16 protein-coding genes are annotated in these 19,140 nt (G+C 40.8%); 3 read left to right on the top strand and 13 right to left on the bottom strand.

The features are described 5' to 3' along the window. Positions 1 to 97: 97 nt before the first annotated feature. The 4 genes from yaaA to HMPREF2837_RS03045 all read right to left on the bottom strand — a co-directional run bounded on the left by yaaA (position 98) and on the right by HMPREF2837_RS03045 (position 4,399). On the bottom strand, positions 98 to 820 hold the full coding sequence (gene yaaA / locus HMPREF2837_RS03060; protein WP_049549292.1) for a peroxide stress protein YaaA: 723 nt from the start codon (positions 818 to 820) through the stop codon (positions 98 to 100). Positions 821 to 899: 79 nt separating this feature from the next. Further along, positions 900 to 1,064, bottom strand: a complete 165-nt coding sequence (locus tag HMPREF2837_RS03055) for a hypothetical protein (RefSeq protein ID WP_049494288.1) — start codon at positions 1,062 to 1,064, stop codon at positions 900 to 902. Positions 1,065 to 1,198: 134 nt separating this feature from the next. Further along, entirely contained in the window at positions 1,199 to 1,609 is a 411-nt protein-coding gene (locus HMPREF2837_RS03050; RefSeq protein WP_049549288.1) for a peptide deformylase, read from the bottom strand. A gap of 105 nt (positions 1,610 to 1,714) precedes the next feature. After that, a complete protein-coding gene (locus HMPREF2837_RS03045) occupies positions 1,715 to 4,399 on the bottom strand; it encodes a cation-translocating P-type ATPase (protein WP_075230627.1) in 2,685 nt (894 codons plus the stop codon). 266 nt (positions 4,400 to 4,665) lie between these two features. Here HMPREF2837_RS03045 and HMPREF2837_RS03040 point away from each other — a divergent pair, with 266 nt between their 5' ends. Continuing rightward, complete coding sequence (locus HMPREF2837_RS03040; RefSeq protein ID WP_075230626.1) at positions 4,666 to 5,856, top strand: cation diffusion facilitator family transporter; 1,191 nt, start codon at positions 4,666 to 4,668, stop codon at positions 5,854 to 5,856. 39 nt (positions 5,857 to 5,895) lie between these two features. Here HMPREF2837_RS03040 and scrK read toward each other — a convergent pair whose 3' ends face one another. Continuing rightward, positions 5,896 to 6,783 (bottom strand): fructokinase ScrK, encoded by an 888-nt coding sequence (gene scrK / locus HMPREF2837_RS03035; RefSeq protein WP_075230625.1) that lies wholly within the window; start codon positions 6,781 to 6,783, stop codon positions 5,896 to 5,898. 141 nt (positions 6,784 to 6,924) lie between these two features. Beyond that, positions 6,925 to 8,805 (bottom strand): sucrose-specific PTS transporter subunit IIBC, encoded by a 1,881-nt coding sequence (locus HMPREF2837_RS03030; RefSeq protein ID WP_075230624.1) that lies wholly within the window; start codon positions 8,803 to 8,805, stop codon positions 6,925 to 6,927. 364 nt (positions 8,806 to 9,169) lie between these two features. Here HMPREF2837_RS03030 and HMPREF2837_RS03025 point away from each other — a divergent pair, with 364 nt between their 5' ends. Together HMPREF2837_RS03025 and HMPREF2837_RS03020 are read left to right on the top strand one after the other, a co-directional pair. After that, complete coding sequence (locus HMPREF2837_RS03025; RefSeq protein ID WP_049528003.1) at positions 9,170 to 10,624, top strand: sucrose-6-phosphate hydrolase; 1,455 nt, start codon at positions 9,170 to 9,172, stop codon at positions 10,622 to 10,624. Beyond that, positions 10,605 to 11,570, top strand: a complete 966-nt coding sequence (locus tag HMPREF2837_RS03020; protein ID WP_049528006.1) for a LacI family DNA-binding transcriptional regulator — start codon at positions 10,605 to 10,607, stop codon at positions 11,568 to 11,570. Before HMPREF2837_RS03025 ends, HMPREF2837_RS03020 begins: the two co-directional genes overlap by 20 nt. A gap of 244 nt (positions 11,571 to 11,814) precedes the next feature. Here the strand turns inward: HMPREF2837_RS03020 and HMPREF2837_RS03010 are convergent, their stop codons facing one another. The 7 genes from HMPREF2837_RS03010 to HMPREF2837_RS02980 form a co-directional block, all read right to left on the bottom strand. Next, the gene (locus HMPREF2837_RS03010; protein ID WP_049549278.1) at positions 11,815 to 12,330 is read right to left on the bottom strand and encodes a hypothetical protein; all 516 of its coding nucleotides are present in this window, start codon (positions 12,328 to 12,330) and stop codon (positions 11,815 to 11,817) included. A 253-nt stretch (positions 12,331 to 12,583) separates the two neighbouring features. Continuing rightward, positions 12,584 to 13,858, bottom strand: a complete 1,275-nt coding sequence (locus HMPREF2837_RS03005) for a hydroxymethylglutaryl-CoA reductase, degradative (RefSeq protein ID WP_075230623.1) — start codon at positions 13,856 to 13,858, stop codon at positions 12,584 to 12,586. Then, a complete protein-coding gene (locus HMPREF2837_RS03000; RefSeq protein WP_049549276.1) occupies positions 13,858 to 15,030 on the bottom strand; it encodes a hydroxymethylglutaryl-CoA synthase in 1,173 nt (390 codons plus the stop codon). The genes HMPREF2837_RS03005 and HMPREF2837_RS03000 overlap by 1 nt, the downstream gene beginning before the upstream one ends. A 176-nt stretch (positions 15,031 to 15,206) precedes the next feature. Next, a complete protein-coding gene (locus tag HMPREF2837_RS02995; protein ID WP_049549275.1) occupies positions 15,207 to 15,656 on the bottom strand; it encodes a threonine/serine exporter family protein in 450 nt (149 codons plus the stop codon). A gap of 1 nt (position 15,657) precedes the next feature. Next, complete coding sequence (locus HMPREF2837_RS02990) at positions 15,658 to 16,416, bottom strand: threonine/serine exporter family protein (RefSeq protein ID WP_075230622.1); 759 nt, start codon at positions 16,414 to 16,416, stop codon at positions 15,658 to 15,660. 88 nt (positions 16,417 to 16,504) lie between these two features. Continuing rightward, a complete protein-coding gene (pknB, locus tag HMPREF2837_RS02985) occupies positions 16,505 to 18,388 on the bottom strand; it encodes a Stk1 family PASTA domain-containing Ser/Thr kinase (RefSeq protein ID WP_049549273.1) in 1,884 nt (627 codons plus the stop codon). Then, on the bottom strand, positions 18,385 to 19,125 hold the full coding sequence (locus tag HMPREF2837_RS02980) for a Stp1/IreP family PP2C-type Ser/Thr phosphatase (protein WP_049549272.1): 741 nt from the start codon (positions 19,123 to 19,125) through the stop codon (positions 18,385 to 18,387). Before HMPREF2837_RS02980 ends, pknB begins: the two co-directional genes overlap by 4 nt. Positions 19,126 to 19,140: the final 15 nt, after the last annotated feature.

Raw genomic sequence — 19,140 nt, 5'->3', positions numbered from 1 at the left:
AGAAACCGTATTATACTTGACAAATGGTAGAAAATAGAAGCGTCAAATCATAAAAAAGCCTGCCCTGATTCAATCAAGAGCTGACGCTATTTTCAATCTATTTTACAAAGACCATTTCCTTGTCACTAGACAGGTCTTCTCGATAGTGGAAACCTACAAAGCTGAGCTTTTTGATTTCTTCTACCGAAGTTACCTGATCTTCCATCAAGGCTGTTAAGAAACCACCTCTAGCTTTCTTTGAAATGGTTGAGTGGACTTTAAGTTTTCCATCTCTGTCTTCCATAAACTTAAAGGTCACCATTTTTTCACGGATATCTTTTGGAAAGACAGTTTCAAACTCCGAAGACAAGAGTGAAAAGATTAGTTCTTCACCCTTCACCGACTCTTCATAAGCTGACTGCCAGTGACTTTTCAGGCTTTTCCCAGCGATTTTAAGCTTCATCAAAAAGTCCAGTCTGTGAGGTGCAATCGATGCAAAGGCTGGAATCACACCGTAAAGAGCTGACGTTATCATGAGGTGATTCTCCAGATAGGCTTCTTCAGCCTTGCTTAGATTGTCCCGTTTGATGTTGCGATACATGAGTCCATCAAAGAGGTGCAAGGCTGGATAGTTTATCGCAGTTCCATTTTCTAAGGCCTGGATATGGTCATACTCCTCTTGCGCTTTTTCGGCAGATATTTTGTAAAAGTTCTCCAGCTCTTGGGCAGAATATCTGGCCAATTCATCCAGCACCGCCTGACTTTCAGGACGCAATGGTTTAGCCTCTAAACTAGGGATTTCGGTATTCATTTCTTTTGCAGTTGGGATTAGAATTTTCATAGTGTTAGTGTAGCATATTTTTTTAGGACTACCAAGGATTTGCACCTAAAAACCTCGGTGAATACCGAGGCTTCTTTCCTTATTTTGGCAATCCTAACCAGATTGCAAAGAGAACGAGTGCTGTCCCAAGGCAGCTTGTCAAGATAGATGACAGATTAAACTTTTTCTCCTTTAGGTGAGAAAATCCTATCTTCAAAGCGAAAAGACCAAGCAACATCGAACCAATCATCAGATAAAATCCCATTTGACTGTCCTCCATTTATTATTCTTTCATCCATTATCACAAATTTCAAACAAGAGTGCAAGAAAAACGAATTTTTTTAGTTATTTAGCTTGAAAAATCATCCACTATTCTAGTGAAAGATAATCTGAACCTGCTTATATGATAATCCCTTCTAAATGATCCAGTTCATGCTGACAGATCTGAGCAGGAAATCCTGTCAGGGTAATGGTTTGCTCTTGCCAATGGATATCTCGATAAGCCACGGTAATCTTTTCATACCGAGTTATTGGTCTCACTCCTGTCAAAGACAAACAACCTTCCTCTGTTTCGTATAAGCCTTCAAAAGATTGGAGAACCGGATTAAACATAACCATGGGAATCATTCCGATATTAAAAATAATAACACGTTTTTGTACCCCAATCATATTGGCTGCTAGTCCAACACAGGTTTCTCGGTTAGCCAATAGGGTATCCTGCAAATCCTTTGCTAGGGGTAAATCTTCCTGACTAGCAGGCTGGGATACCTGCGACAAAAACAAGATATCTTTTACAATTTTCTTTTCCAAGTCTTCTTTCCTCCATCTTTTTCTCTACTTGATTATAGCACAAAATCTATTGACATTTATCTTATATAAAAGCAAAAAAGCCATCCGAAGATGACTTTTCAATGCTTAAATAGCGTTTTTATCTTTTCCAAGTGCTCGTTGAACTGCTTTGACAATCTCAACAAGGACTACAATCATAAGCGCTCCTACAGCGACCACCATCCATTGAGTCAAACTCAAATGTGACACGTGGAAGAGATTATTAAATCCAGGAACCAAAATTGTCACCACAAAGAGAACAAAGGCAACTGGGATAGACCAGTTAAAGGTCTTGTTAGTAAAGAGTCCCACTTTAAAGATCGATTGGTAAACCGACTTAACGTTAAAGGCATGGAGCAATTGGATCAAACCGAGAGTTGCAAAAGCCATGGTAAGGGCATCCGCATGGATTTCAGTATGACTTTGGTGCTCTGGGAAAAGAAGAGCCCAACCATAAACACTTAGAACTAGCATGGTTTGGAAGATTCCTTGATATATAATAGCTCCAAAGACACCACCGTCAAAGAAGTTAGATTTACGTCCACGAGGTTTGTGGGTCATAACTCCTGGCTCAGCTGGTTCTACACCAAGAGCAATGGCTGGAAGCGTATCTGTTACCAAGTTAATCCAGAGAAGATGCACTGGTTGCAATACATCCCAACCAAACAAGGTTGCAAAGAAGATCGTGAAGACTTCAGCCATATTAGCAGACAAGAGGTATTGGATTGATTTTTGGATATTTGAGAAGACTTTACGTCCTTCTTCAACCGCTACGATAATGGTTGCAAAGTTATCATCAGCAAGGACCATATCCGAAGCTCCCTTAGAAACTTCTGTACCAGTAATCCCCATACCGATACCGATGTCCGCTGTCTTAAGTGAAGGCGCATCGTTGACCCCATCACCCGTCATGGCAACAACCTTGCCTTCATTTTGCCAAGCTTTAACGATACGAACCTTGTGCTCAGGCGATACACGCGCATAAACAGAGTATTGCTTGAAGACTTTTTGGAATTCTTCATCCGTGAGTTCATTCAACTCAGCACCCGTGAAAACATGGTCTTCTGTATCATTTGAATCGATGATACCGAGACGTTTGGCAATAGCTTCTGCTGTATCTTGATGGTCACCCGTGATCATGATTGGACGGATACCCGCTTCCTTAGCGACACGAACAGCTTCTGCAGCTTCTGGACGCTCAGGGTCGATCATGCCGACCAAACCAGAGAAGATCAGGTCAGATTCAACAATTTCAGATTCCAAGGTTGGAATTTCGGCGCTTGTCTTATAAGCCATCATCAAGACACGAAGGGCTTGTTTAGCCAAGTCTTTGTTGGTAGCAAGGATGGCATTTTTATCTTCTTCTGTGATTGGGCGAACTTCCCCATTGACTTCAATACGAGTCACGCGCTTGAGCAATTGGTCAGGCGCACCCTTGACAGCGATAAAGTAAGAACCGTCAGATTCCTTATGAATGGTAGACATGAGTTTACGGTCTGAGTCAAATGGCAATTCAGCTACACGTGGCTCATCCTTCAAGACTTCACGAACATCAAAGTTGTGGTCCAAACCAAACTGTACCAAAGCTGTCTCAGTTGGGTCCCCAATCAGCTTGCCAGATGGGTCCACCTTGGTGTCATTGGCAAAGTTCATGACACGGAGCGTATTATTGTTAGCAGCAATCTCAGTTGCTGAGCTTTGCACTTGACCGTTGGTATAAACCTTTTCAACAGTCATTTGGTTCATGGTCAAAGTACCTGTTTTATCAGATGCAATGATTTCTGTTGAACCAAGCGTTTCAACCGCTGGCAATTTACGGACAATCGAATTGCGTTTAGCAAGGGTTGTAGTTCCCAAAGATAGAACGATGGTTACAATGGCAGGAAGCCCTTCTGGAATAGCCGCTACTGCAAGAGCAACCGCAACCATCAAGCCTTCTAATGGATGTTCGCCACGAACAAAGACACCAACCAAGAAGGTAATCACTGCAATCACAATGATTAAGTAAGTCAAGGCCTTAGATAATTGTTCCAAGCTTTGCTTCAACGGTGTTTCTGTTTCGTCTGCATTGGCTAACATATCCGCAATCTTACCAACTTCTGTGTACATACCAGTGTTGGTCACGACACCAATACCACGACCGTATGTTACGTTTGAGTTTTGGTAACCCATATTAACACGATCCCCGATACCAGCATCTGCTTCAACAAGTCCTGTCACATCTTTTTCAACTGGGACAGACTCCCCTGTAAGAGCTGCTTCTTCGATTTTAAGAGAAGCTGCTTCAAACAAACGCATATCTGCAGGCACGACATCTCCCGCTTCAAGCAAGACGATATCTCCAGGTACTAATTCTTTCGAGTCAATCTCAATAACATGACCATCACGACGAACACGAGCCATCGGGCTAGACATATTTTTCAGAGCTTCAATGGCTGCTTCTGCTTGACCTTCTTGGTAAACACCAAAGGCAGCATTCAAGACAACTACGGCCAAGATGATAATGGCGTCTGTTAAGCCATCCATCCCTTCTGTAATGACAGAAAGTGCCGCTGCCGCAAGCAAGATGATAATCATCAAATCCTTAAATTGATCAAGGAATTTAGCTAGTAGGCTACGTTTCTCTCCCTCTTCCAACTCATTACGACCATAAGTCGCTAAGCGTTCTTGAGCTTGAGCAGTTGACAAACCTTCGATAGATGAGTCCAAGTTCTCTAGGACTTCTTCTGCAGTTTGTGTGTAAAACAAGTCTTTATTTTGTTCTTTTGACAAAACAGTCTCCTCCTTTTTGGCCTCTTTTTACAAAAAAAGAGACCTGTTTTTTAAAAAAACAAGTCTCGCTGTTTAATATAGTGCCGGAAATAATTCGTAATGACGACACTATCGCGGTTTCCCGCCAGCTACTCCCTTGAGTAGTTCTATTATAACAGAATTTCAAAAGTTTTCAAGTGCTGGAGTGGAGTGAGTCACCTCCATTTGAATTTTCCTTACAAAACCAGTATAATGATAGAATACAAAAATTCTAGGAAGAGAGTCAGATGAATCAATCCGTTTCAAACTTGAAATTAGCTGAACGAGGTGCTATTATAAGCATCTTGACCTACCTTTTCTTGTCAGCAGCTAAGTTAGCAGCAGGCCACCTCCTTCACTCGTCCAGTTTAGTAGCAGATGGTTTCAACAACGTTTCTGATATCATCGGAAATGTTGCCCTCCTCATTGGGATTCGTTTGGCCCGCCAACCAGCAGATAGAGACCATCGTTTCGGTCACTGGAAAATCGAGGACTTGGCAAGCCTCATCACTTCCATCATCATGTTTTACGTTGGTTTTGATGTCTTGCGAGATACGATTCAAAAGATTATTAGTCGCGAAGAAATAGTGATTGACCCACTGGGAGCGATTCTAGGAGTGATCTCTGCTGTAATTATGTTTGCTGTTTATCTCTACAACACCTACCTCAGCAAGCAGTCCAAATCTAAGGCGCTTAAAGCGGCTGCCAAGGACAATCTATCAGATGCAGTCACTTCACTTGGAACCACTATCGCCATCCTAGCCAGCAGTTTTAACTTCCCTCTCGTGGATAAATTGGTTGCCATCGTTATTACCTTCTTTATCCTCAAGACTGCCTATGATATCTTTATCGAGTCATCCTTCAGCCTTTCTGATGGTTTTGATGAACACTTGCTCGAAGATTACCAAAAATCTATCATGGAAATTCCTAAGATTAGCAAGGTCAAATCTCAACGCGGTCGTACTTACGGAAGCAACATTTATCTGGACATTACTCTGGAAATGAACCCAGATCTCTCTGTTTATGAGAGTCATGAAATTGCGGACCAGGTTGAATCAATGTTATCAGATCGATTTGGTGTCTTTGATACAGACATTCATATTGAACCAGCACCAATCCCTGAGGATGAAATCCTAGATAATGTCTATAAAAAATTGCTCATGAGAGAGCAACTAATCGACCAAGGAAATCAACTGGAAGAGTTACTTGCAGAAGATTTCATATATATCCGCCAGGACGGACAAGAACTGGACAAGGATGCCTATAAGGCTGAAAAAGAACTGACCTCTGCCATTAAAGAGCTTCATTTAACCTCTATCAGCCAGAAAACAAAACTCATCCGCTACCAAGTCGGTGATACCATTCATACCAGCATCTGGCGCCGCCACGAAACTTGGCAAAATATTTTCCATCAGGAAACGAAAAAAGAAAAAGACTAAAAATGAGGCCGGGATAATTTCCAACCTCATTTTTCATGTTTATTTTGCAACGCTCTTAGCAAGAACGAAGTTTCCAAGTGTAGCCGAACCATTACCTGCAACAGCTGGTGTTACGATATAGTCACGTACATCTGGAACTGGTAGGTAACCATTGAGAAGAGATGTGAATTTCTCACGTACTCGGTCCAACATGTGTTGTTGAGCCATAACCCCACCACCAAAGACGATGACATCTGGACGGAAAGTTACAGTTGCGTTTACAGCTGCTTGAGCGATATAGTAGGCTTGAACATCCCATACAGGGTTGTTGAGTTCAATGTTTTCCCCACGAACACCTGTACGAGCTTCCAAACTTGGACCAGCTGCATAGCCTTCCAGACATCCCTTATGGAAAGGACAAACACCGTTGAATTCTTTTTCAATATCCATTGGGTGTCTAGCCACATAATAATGACCCATCTCAGGGTGACCAACACCGCCGATAAACTCGCCACGTTGGATAACACCTGCACCGATACCTGTACCGATTGTGTAGTAAACCAAGTTTTCGATACGGCCACCAGCATTGTTACGGGCAACCACTTCACCGTATGCAGAACTATTTACGTCTGTTGTGAAATACATCGGAACGTTTAGAGCGCGACGGAGAGCACCGAGCAAGTCTACATTTGCCCAGTTAGGTTTTGGAGTTGTTGTGATAAACCCGTAAGTTTTTGAGTTTTTATCGATATCGATTGGACCAAATGAACCAATGGCAAGTCCTGCAAGATTGTCGAATTTTGAGAAGAACTCGATAGTTTTATCGATTGTCTCGATAGGAGTTGTTGTTGGGAATTGTGTTTTTTCTACAATATTAAAGTTTTCATCACCGACAGCACAGATAAATTTTGTACCGCCCGCTTCCAAACTTCCGTATAGTTTTGTCATGATTAACCTCTTGTATTTATTTTCTTTATTATAGCATATTTCCAGACTGAAAATTGCTCAATATTTTAGATTTTCCTCTGTAAATTTTACCATTCAATCAAAAACGAACAAACATGACATTTGTTCGTTTTTATAAATCTATTAAGCTTTAACTTCGATGATTGCATCACCTTTAGCAACTGATCCAGAAGCAACTGGATTTACTGAAGCAAAGTCTGCAGTGTTTGTCACGATAACCATTGTTGTGTTATCAAGACCTACAGCAGCAATCTTAGCTGAGTCAAATGTTCCAAGAACATCTCCAGCTTTAACCTTGTCACCTTGAGCAACTTTTTGGTCAAATCCTTCACCGTTCATTGAAACAGTGTCGATACCCACGTGGATCAAGATTTCAGCTCCGTTTGCAGTTTTCAAACCATAAGCATGTCCTGTTGGGAAGACGATTGTCACTTCAGCATCAGCTGGGGCGTAAACAACATCTTGACTAGGTTTTACAGCGATACCTTGTCCCATAGCTCCACTTGAGAAGACTGGGTCATTAACATCTGAAAGGGCAACTACGTCACCAACGATTGGTGTTTGGATTGTTTCGTCTGTTAGCTTAGATGCAGTTTCTACTACTTCTTCGCTAACTTCAGGCTTTTTTACAGTTGATTCTCCATCAGTTTCATCTTCATAACCAAACATGTAAGTAAGAGCAAAACCAAGAGCGAATGATACAGCTACCATAAGAAGGTATTGTGGAAGTTGTCCGTTACCAATGTAAAGCATTGTACCAGGGATGATTGTGATACCATTACCAGTACCAGCAAGACCAAGGATAGATGCCAATCCACCACCGATTGCACCAGCGATCAATGAAAGGAAGAATGGTTTACGGAAACGCAAGTTAACCCCGAAGATAGCAGGCTCAGTAATACCTAGGAAGGCAGAAAGAGCAGCTGGGAAAGCAAGTGTTTTAAGTTTTGGATTTTTAGTTTTCACACCAACGGCTACTGTTGCAGCACCTTGAGCAGTCATGGCAGCTGTGATGATAGCGTTGAATGGGTTAACATGGTCAGTAGCAAGCAATTGAACTTCAAGCAAGTTGAAGATGTGGTGAACACCTGATACGACGATAACTTGGTGAACTCCACCAATCAAGAAACCACCAAGACCAAATGGCAAGTTAAGGATAGCTTTTGTTCCAAGAAGGATATAGTTTTCAACAACGTGGAAGACTGGTCCGATAACAAACAAACCAAGAATTGACATTACGAGGAGTGTTACGAATGGTGTTACCAAGAGATCAAGTACATCTGGAACCACTCTACGAACAGCTTTTTCAAACTTAGCTCCGACAACCCCGATGATGAAGGCCGGAAGAACTGAACCTTGCAAACCAACAACTGGGATAAATCCGAAGAAGTTCATAGCAGTTACTTCACCGCCAGAAGCAACAGCCCAGGCATTTGGAAGTGAACCAGAAACGAGCATCATACCAAGAACGATACCAACAGCTGGGTTACCACCAAATACACGGAAGGTTGACCAAACAACCAAACCTGGCAAGATAATGAATGCTGTGTCAGTCAAGATTTGAGTGTAAGTTGTAACATCTTCTGGAAGTGTCATTCCAAGAGCATTCAAGAGACCACGAACACCCATGAAGAGACCAGTTGCTACGATAACTGGAATGATTGGAACAAAGACGTCACCAAAAGTACGGATGGCACGTTGGAACCAATTTCCTTGTTTAGCAGCTTCTGCCTTCATCTCATCCTTAGATGTCGTTGGCAAACCAAGAGCTACGACTTCATCGTACATCTTGTTAACTGTACCTGTACCAAAGATGATTTGGTATTGACCTGAGTTAAAGAAAGCACCTTGAACTTTTTCCAAGTTCTCAATAGCATCTTTGTTAATCTTCGCTTCATCTTTCACCATAACACGAAGGCGAGTAGCACAGTGAGCTACACTGTTAACATTCTCACGTCCGCCCAAGGCTTCGATGACTTTTTTTGCAATTTCTGTATTGGTCATTTGCAAAAATCTCCTTATAAAAAAATTTGTTCTTGTTTGAAAGCGATTTTACTCGCCCCACGAATATTATTCTATCACGTTTAAAAAATATGTCAAGCGTTTTGCAGAAAAAATTTTGCTATTTTTTATTTTTTGATTGTTTTTGCTATTTTTTTCATCAACACAGCCATAACACCCTCTAAAATCAAGGTTTTTACTTTAAAGTTTTTCAAAAACTTTCATATTTTCATCATTTTCCATAAAATTACGTTTCCAAACTCTGTCAATCGTTTGACATTTTTTTCTTTAATTTAGTGTAAAAGACTTGCTTTTTTATAAGGAAACGTTTACTATTAAGATAGTAGAATTTATGGAGGAAATAGAAATGGAATGGACTACTGAACGTCGTTACAGACGTTATGAAGATTGGACACAAGAAGAAAGAAAAGAAATCCAAGAAAAGATGGTGCAATCCCCATGGCATGTCAGCTATCACATTGAACCAAAGGAAGGACTTCTCAACGATCCAAACGGTTTTTCTTATTTTGATGGTAAGTGGATTGTATTTTACCAAAACTTCCCCTTTGGAGCAGCCCACGGCTTGAAATCTTGGGTTCAACTTGAGAGTGACGATTTGGTGCACTTTACTGAAACAGGTGTAAAAATCTTACCTGATACTCCACTGGATAGCCACGGCGCTTACTCAGGATCTGCTATGCAGTTTGGTGATCAATTGTTCCTATTCTATACAGGAAATGTCCGTGATGAAAATTGGGTTCGCCACCCTTATCAGATTGGTGCCTTGATGGATAAGGATGGAAATATTAAAAAGATTGATAAGATCTTGATTGATCAGCCTGCTGATGCTACTGACCACTTCCGCGATCCACAGATTTTTAACTTTAAAGGACAATACTACGCTATCGTTGGTGGTCAAGACTTGGAGAAAAAAGGGTTTATCCGTCTTTACAAAGCTGTCGAAAATGATTATACAAACTGGCAAGAAGTTGGTGATCTTGACTTCAACAATGACCGTACTGCCTATATGATGGAGTGCCCAAATCTTGTCTTTGTTGGAGAACAACCTGTCCTTCTCTACTGCCCACAAGGTTTGGATAAAAAGGTTCTTGACTACGATAATATCTATCCAAATATGTATAAAATCGGTGTTTCCTTCGATCCTGAAAATGCTCGTATGGTAGATGTGTCTGAACTACACAATCTAGACTATGGTTTCGAAGCATATGCCACTCAGGCCTTCAATGCTCCTGATGGACGTGCTCTGGCAGTTAGTTGGCTTGGTTTGCCAGATGTGTCTTATCCATCTGATCGTTTTGATCACCAAGGGACTTTCTCATTGGTCAAGGAACTTACCATTAAAGATGGCAAACTCTATCAGTATCCTGTAGCTGCTATCAAAGAACTCCGTGCTTCACAAGAGGAATTTTCAAATCGTTCTGAAACCAAAAACACCTACGAGCTCGAGCTTAACTTAGCAGCCAATAGTCAAAGTGAAATCGTTCTTCTTGCTGACAAAGATGGCAAAGGACTCTCTATCAATTTTGACCTTGTCAATGGTCAAGTTACTGTTGACCGCAGTCAAGCAGGTGAGCAATATGCTCAAGAATTTGGAACTACTCGCTCATGTTCAATCGACAACCAAGCTACTACTGTAAATATCTTCATCGATAATTCAGTCTTTGAAATTTTCATCAATAAAGGAGAAAAAGTATTTTCTGGTCGTGTCTTCCCTCACAAAGATCAAAATGGAATCCTCATTAAATCTGGAACCCCAACTGGAACTTACTACGAATTAGAATATGGTCGCAAAACTAACTGATGTCGCAGAACTAGCAGGCGTCAGCCCAACTACTGTCTCACGTGTTATCAATAAAAAGGGCTACCTGTCAGAAAAAACTATTCAAAAGGTCAATGAGGCCATGCGGGAGTTAGGCTACAAACCCAACAACCTTGCTCGTAGCCTCCAAGGGAAATCAGCCAAGTTAATTGGGTTGATTTTCCCAAAAATCAGCCATGTTTTCTATGCTGAATTGATTGACAAACTGGAGCACGAACTCTTCAAAAACGGCTATAAGACCATCATCTGTAATAGTGAGCACGATTCGGAAAAAGAACGTGAATATCTTGAAATGCTAGAAGCTAATCAAGTGGATGGCATTATCTCTGGTAGCCATAACTTAGGGATTGAGGACTACAATCGCGTAACGGCTCCAATCATTTCTTTTGACCGAAACCTATCACCAGACATTCCTGTCGTTTCCTCTGATAACTATGCTGGTGGAGTCCTAGCAGCTCAAACCTTGGCTAAAACTGGATCCAAGTCTGTCATTATGATTACAGGTAATGACAACTCCAATTCACCAACTGGACTTCGCCATGCAGGCTTTGCTTCTATCTTCCCAAAAGCTCCCATCATCAATATTTCCAGTGACTTTTCACCCCTCCGCAAGGAAATGGAAATCAAAAGTATTCTGAAAAAACAAAAACCAGATGCTATTTTCGCATCGGATGATTTGACTGCCATCTTGGTAATGAAGATCGCCCAGGAACTTGGCATCTCTGTTCCAGAACAACTCAAGGTTATTGGTTACGATGGAACTTATTTTATCGAGAATTTCTATCCTCACCTTACTACCATTAAACAACCCTTGGAAGAAATTGCTCGCCTGACAGTTGATTTACTACTTCAAAAAATCGAAGGAAAAGAAGTTGCCACAACCGGTTATTTCTTACCAGTTTCCCTCCTACCAGGAAAAAGTATTTAAACAAAAAGAGTCTGAGACAAAATAGTTCTCAGACTCTTAATTTAGTATACTATCAATAAATAATATTATAGAAGCAATAATAACTATAATTTTACCTATTTGGATAAGCTTATTTTGAGATTTAAATATATTTTCTAACAAAAATATTTGGATCACACACATTATAGGAATTAAATTTTTTGAAATCGAGAAGTATCCAAACAAATAGACTATAAATAATAAAAATAAAACTACATTGTATTTCTTATTCAAAACAGTTATCACCAATTTCCTTAATTCCCAAAATAGTAGACCCCATGTCAACTACAGCATATCCAAATTTTGTAATATTTTCGTAATTAGCTCCAGATTCAGCAATGGATATTAAAGCAGAAGCGGCTGCCTTGATACCTCCTACTGCTGCTATAAATTGTTTAATTTTAACAAGCATACCAATACCAACAGCAGCAGATCCTACCGCCCAAGCAACTGCACCGACACATCCCCAAAAGTCCCTGAACTGTACTTCATTATCAAATTTTAAATCTATACCTTTACTAAGCATATATTTATCAATTTCTTCCTGATTTCCTCTTTCCAACATTCCTTGTGGCATTTCATCTACTGCTTTTAAAATTAATAAAATAGATTCTTCCGATAAATCTTTAAAAGTATTTCCAAGTTTTGTAGCTGAAGCCACCTCATTAGCATGAACAACTGAAACACCTTCTGTAAGTGCTATATTCAATATTACTGTACTAAGTAATGCAACACTCAGCATTTTAATTTTTTATTCCTAATCAAAAATCCTCCTCTCTATATTTTTTTGATTAGGAATCTTAATAATTTACAGTTATATTATAATAAAAATCAAAGCGTCATCAATGCATACATCTTGTTTTTTTGAACAAAAACAGAAAAACTGTCAAATAATGTCATTGAATTAAGAAACTCAAATACGATTCTGTATTTGAGTTTCTTTTATTTGAAAAAACAGTAAAAAGCGCAAAAAATCAAACCAGTCTGAGTTTTTCTTATGATCTTAAGTTTTTCAAAAGAGTTTGGGCTTTTTCTAAATTAAAAGTTTTTTCAGCAATCAAGCTTTCTGCTAGCTTAGGTACTTCTTTCTCTGTAGCTCCTGCTAAAAGTGCTAGAGATTTTGCTTGAAGTTTCATGTGTCCATGCTGGATCCCTGTGCTGACCAGAGCTTTAAGTGCTGCAAAGTTTTGAGCGAGACCAATCGAAACGATAATTTGAGCCAATTCTTTGGCAGATGGATGACCAAGCAACTCATGGCTGAGAACGACTCTAGGATTGAGACCAATTGATCCACCCTTGGTAGCAACCGGCATCGGCATGGTCAGCTCTCCTATTAGCTCTTCTGTTTCCAAATCCATCGTCCAACGACTGAGACCTCGATAGGAACCATCATGACTGGCATAGGCATGCGCTCCCGCTTCGATAGCCCGCCAATCATTTCCAGTAGCAATCAAGAGAGCATCGATTCCATTAAATATTCCCTTATTGTGAGTAGCTGCTCGATAAGGATCTGCCTGAGCAAACTGGCTGGCTAAAACCATTTTTTCAGCTAGTTCACGCGCTTCATCCTTCTGGCGACTCAAATAACGAAAGGCAATCCGACAAGTTGCAGTTACTAGAGAATCTGTTGCGTAGTTGGATAAAATGCCCATTAAACTTTGCCCTTGACTTAGAGCCTCTAAGCTAGGTTTTAAAGCTTCAAGCATGGTATTGAGCATATTAGCTCCCATGGCTTCCTGAGTATCCACATGGAGATAAACCACTAAAAAATCAGCCTCACCAGAAATTTTCTCAACTGTTAGCTCTCTGGCTCCACCACCACGTTTGACAATAGATGGATAGGCTTGGTTTGCTTGTTCGAGCAGCTCTGCTTTCTGACTCAAAATAGCCTGACATGCTTTATCCCTATCTGGAACCTGATAAAGAGCTACCTGACCAATCATTTGGCGTTGATGAACCTGAGCAGTAAAACCACCCGCACGTTTGATAATCTTACTAGCAAAACTAGCTGCAGCAACAACAGATGGCTCTTCGGTCACATAAGGAACGGTGTACTCTTGACCGTTTACCAGTACTTCTGGAACTATTGAGTATGGAAGCGAGAAGGTCCCCACCACATTCTCACTCAGCTGGTCCGCAACTGCTAGACTAAGATTTTCATTTTGCTCAAGACTGTCTTGGGCTTCCATAGAAGTAAGCGCCTGAGACTTAACGAACTCAAGGCGCTCTTGAATTGATTTTTTAGCAAATCCATTCCAATTTTTTTTCATTATTTTTCAACCTTGCTGTAGCGACGTTGGTGTTCTACAATCTCAACCAGAGCATAGTCCTGTCCTTCATAGCCTGACATGGTTGCAGAACCAGACTCATCAAAGTTTGCTTCCTCAAAGAAGATTCGTTCATAATCAGCTACGCTCAATGCTTGACGCTGGTCTAGCAAGTCTAAGCGATTTTTCTGCAATTGCTGTTCATAGCCTTCGACCAATTCCACACTGAAGAACTCAGATACAGCACCACTACCATAGCTGTAGAGGGCAATCTTATCCCCAGCTTTCAGACTATCAGAATTTTCAAGAAGAGACAAGAGTCCTAAAAAGAGTGAACCCGTATAGATATTTCCAACTTTTTGACTATAAATAATGGATTCATCAAAGTGCTTTTGAAGTAAATCCTTTTTCTCTTGAGGTAGAGATTTATCGAGGATTTTTTTCAATCCCTTGAGAGCTAGTTTTGGATATGGCAAATGGAAACAAATAGCTTCAAAATCATTCAAGTCGCAATCATAACGCTTTTGGTACTCTTCCCAAGTCGTTTTTAAGCTATCAAGATACTGCTGTGTTGAGTAAACCCCATTTACAAATGGTGTCGTTGAATAATTTGGACGCCAAAAGTCCATAATGTCACGAGTCTGCGCAACGTTATCGTTGTTGAAGACCATAACGCGTGGATTTTGGCTAATCAACATGGCAACACAGCCTGCACCTTGAGTTGGTTCTCCAGGAGTTTCAACACCATACCTTGCAATATCACTGGCTAGTACCAAAACTTTTGATTTTGGAGAATTTTCTACGTGTAACTTAGCATAGTGAAGTGCTGCAGTTGCACCATAGCAAGCCTCCTTGATTTCAAAACTACGAGCAAAAGGTTGAATTCCAAGCAAACCGTGTACAAAGACAGCTGCAGCTTTACTCTGGTCAATCCCAGACTCTGTCGCAACGATAACCATATCAATCTCTTGCTTCTCTTCTTCAGTCAGGATAGAATTTCCTGCACTAGCAGCCAAAGTAACAATATCCTCTGTTAAAGGAGCGATACTCAATTCTTTTAAAAGGAGTCCTTTACTCAATTTTTCAGGATCAATTCCTCGGGTTTCTGCTAAATCTTGTAATTTCAAAACGTATTGACTGGTCGCAAAACCAATCTTATCAATACCGATTGTCATATTTACCTCTATTTTTATCATTCATTGTAAAAATTCGTTCACCTCTATTTTATCACAATTGAAGTCAAAAGCGCTAAAAAAGACTTGATTCCCCAAATCAAGTTCATTTTCAAAACCTTATCTCATTTTTAGGCTAGTCCAACAAACAGAACTTTAGGGCTACAAAAAATCGAGTCTTAGCTAGCTCGATTCTTTTTGAGATAATGATACAATTTCAACAAAACTGTTCCACTGGCCATTCCAATGGAGATAACGAGAGCCGACATCATGACTAACATGGCACTAGAAATGGCATGACTGTAGTCACCTGTAACGAAGAAGGAAGTGGTTCGATAGGACAGATAACCTGGTACTAGTGGTGCCAATATAGCCAGAGCAAAAACAACTGCTGGTGTCTTATAGAGGATACTCATAATCTGGCTGACACAAGAACCAATCACCGCAGCAATAAAGGTTGCCAAAATAACATTGGTTGGTTCCTTGAGTATCAGATAGAGTAGCCAGATAGACATTCCCAAAACACCACCAGGTATGAGCATGGAACGCTGGACATTTAAGACGATTAAAAAGGTGATAATAGCAAGCAGACTTGCCAGAGCTTGCAATAAAAATGTTGTTAGTGTCATATTAGTTCATGAGTAAGAGGGCGACTGATGTTCCAGCCCCTAAGGCAAGGGTAATCAGCAAGGATTCAAACATCTTGCTCATACCAGAGTTGATATGGTTGGTCATAATATCTCGAACAGCATTGGTAAGGGCAATTCCAGGCACAAAGGGCATAACCGCACCTGCAATCACTAAATCCGCCGTCGATTGTAAACCAGAATAGCGCGCCCAAAATTGTGCAATCAAACCAAAGACAAGAGCTCCTGCGAAAGCAGTCATAAAAGGGATACGAATAAACTTTTCTACATAGAGAGAGCAAGTAAAAGCAAACAAGGTCGCCACTCCTGCTCCGATTGCATCGTAGACATTCCCACCGAACATGATTGAAAAGAAAGGAGCACTGAGGGTCGCTGCAGCAGTTAGTTGAACATTGGTATAGGGAGATGCCTTGGCATTTAATTCCTTTAGTTGGATAAAGGCTGTCTCCAAATCCAGCTGTCCTGATACAAGCTGCCGTGAAATCTGGTTGACATCACACACCTTCTCAATATTATAAGCAGAGGAGGTCACTCGCTTCATACGAGAGATATTTGTATTTTCAATGGAGAAAAAAATGGCGGCAGGCATGGCTAAAACATTACAATCCATAATGCCCTGTGAATGAGCAATCCGAATCATGGTATCTTCAACACGATAAATCTCAGAACCATTACGAAGTAAAATCGTTCCTGCCAGCATGATGACATCAATAACTGCATTCAGTTTTTTTGATTCTTCCATGTTTCCCTCCTTTTTCAAACTCCATTTTATTTTATCATAATTTCGGAGGAAAAAAAATCTTTGCCACAAAAACTGTGACAAAGATTATTTAGTTATCCGTGTTATGTTCGTCCACATGAGTTGGTGTAGACGAAGATGGTGTCGATGGTCTTTGAGACGGCACCGTATTATCTGTCCTGTTAGAGTTACGCTGGCTCGAAGATGGAACAGAAGAAGATGATGGTGGGGTTTTTGGTTTATAAATAGAAATCTTTATACGGGTCGTAGCTAAATCAACTTTCTCACCTAGTTTTGGACTTTGATCCACAACAGTTCCTTCAGCAGTACCCTCAGGAGCTGTCGATACCTCTACTACTTCGATATTGGCTTCTTTGACACCAACAATTTGAATTAAGTTATTCTTTGTAAATTCAAGACTTGAGCCAATATAACTTGGCATGGTCACGGTTGTCACCTTTTTAGCAACAGTCAAAACGATAGAAGTTGCCTTGCTAAGATCATAGGTTGTACCTTCTGCTAGACTCTGTTTTAAAATCACACCTGATTCTGATTCACTGGACTCTTCTTCTTCAATCTTAATCAGATTTTCAGGAACCTTTTTCCCTTTCAATTCTGCAATAACATCAGTAGATTTGCGTCCAATATAGTTTCCAATCTTAAATGATTGTTTACCTGAAGATATGATTAGATTAACTTTAGACCCTTCTTTGCGAGCTGAGCCAGCATCTGGATCTGTACGAATAACTCTCCCTTCTTCTACCGTATCACTCGCTTCCGTTTTCTCATCACCGACTTCAAAGTTGGCTTTTTTCAAGGTTTCCTTAGCTTCAGCGACTGTTTGTCCTGCAACTTTTGGAATCTCAACAGTAGCTGGTGTTCTGGATAAAATCCACACCAAAGAAGCGGCAACCAATACGAAACTTGCTAGTAGAACTAGATAACGTGCTTTAAAACGACGGTTTTTCACTGGTTTTTCCACAGATTTTTTAGTACTTACTTCTGAGCTAGCTTTAGTTGCCTGATGGCTATCTGTCTGTGGTTGAACCTTAGGAATAGAGGTCAAGGTTGTTTGAGAAACCTTTGGCAATGTCTTTGTGTCCGCCTTAGTAGCATCATCAAAAACAAGTTTAGGTTCATTTCTACGGTTATAAGATAGACTGCTAGATAAATCAACATACATCTCTGAAACCGACTGGTATCGATCTGTTAGCTTTTTAGCAGTTGCTTTGATAACCACATTCTCCAAAGCTTGGGGAACAGATGGGTTTTCAGCGATAACTGACGGCAGTGGTTTCTGGAAATGCTGGAGAGCGATGGTTACTGCACTATCGCCATCATAAGGGATATGCCCTGTCAGCATTTCATAGAAAATAATCCCCATGGCATAGATGTCACTTTGGAACGTTGCTTTAGAACCACGAGCCTGCTCAGGTGACAAATAATGCACAGAACCCAACATAGAGTTGGTCTGAGTCAGACTGGTCTCTGCAAAGGCTACGGCAATCCCAAAGTCCGTTACCTTGGCCGTCCCATCCGGAGTTAAAAGAATGTTTTGAGGTTTTAAGTCACGATGGACAATACCTTTAGTGTGCGCTAAGCGCATAGCTAAGAGAATCTGACCCATGATACGGACAGCTTCTTCATTTGATAGGGGATAGTGTTCTTTGATATAGCGCTTGAGATCAAGACCGGCTACATATTCCATAGCCAGGTACTGTTGACCGTCCTCTTCGCCGATATCCGTTATCCGAACGATATGGGGATGATCTAAGTCAGCCATTGCACGCGCTTCACGCTGAAAACGAGCAACAGCAATCGGGTCAGTCTGGTAGTTAGTCCTCAAGACCTTTACAGCTACCTCTTCCCCGTCTAAAATCAAATCCTTGGCCAGGTAGACATCTGCCATACCTCCACGGCCAATTTGTTTGACAATCCGATACCGCCCGGCAAAAATCTTGCCGATCTGGATCATAGTGCCGCCTCCTCCTCAATTGAAACAAGGGCAACTGTAATGTTATCAAGCCCTCCGGCATTGTTTGCAAAACGAATCAAGGTCGCTGCTTTATCATCAAGCGAGATATCACTTGTGACAATATCACAGATTTCACTAGGTGAAATCATATTTGTCAGACCATCGCTATTGAGCAAGAGATAGTCTCCAGCTTCCAAGCTGACAATTCCCAAGTCAGGTTGAATTTCGTCTTTTTGTCCGATAGATTGGGTGATAATATTTTTTTGTGGATGCGCTTCTGCCTCTTCTGGTGTCAGTTGACCTGCCTTGAGCAATTCGTTAACCAAGGAATGATCACTTGTCAGTTGACGGTACTCTTCCCCTCGAATGAGACCGATTCTAGAATCTCCGATATGGGCATAAATTGCCTGATTTCCGATAACCGCAAGAGCTTCGAGGGTTGTCCCCATTCCCTTGTAGGCTTCATCTCGTCCTAGTTGATAAATCTTTTGATTTTCAACTTCTAGATGGTGGGCAAACCATTCGCGAACTTCATTAACGGTGTCGATCTGGGTATCTACCCATGACACACCCAAGTCAGTCACAGCCATTTCGCTAGCAATATTTCCTGCGCGATGACCTCCCATTCCGTCAGCCAAGAGAATCATTGTACAACCTGCTCGATTGACAAAAAGATTGACATAGTCTTGATTATTTGTACGTTTCTGACCCACATCTGTTAATAATGAAATCTCCATTGTGTCAGTTCCTTC

The sequence above is a fragment of the Streptococcus sp. HMSC071D03 genome, assembly GCF_001812125.1.
In the GTDB taxonomy this organism is placed as follows: Bacteria; Bacillota; Bacilli; order Lactobacillales; family Streptococcaceae; genus Streptococcus; species Streptococcus pseudopneumoniae_N.
Note: the sequence above shows the minus strand (reverse complement) of the source record. Positions and strands in the feature narration are given on the sequence as shown.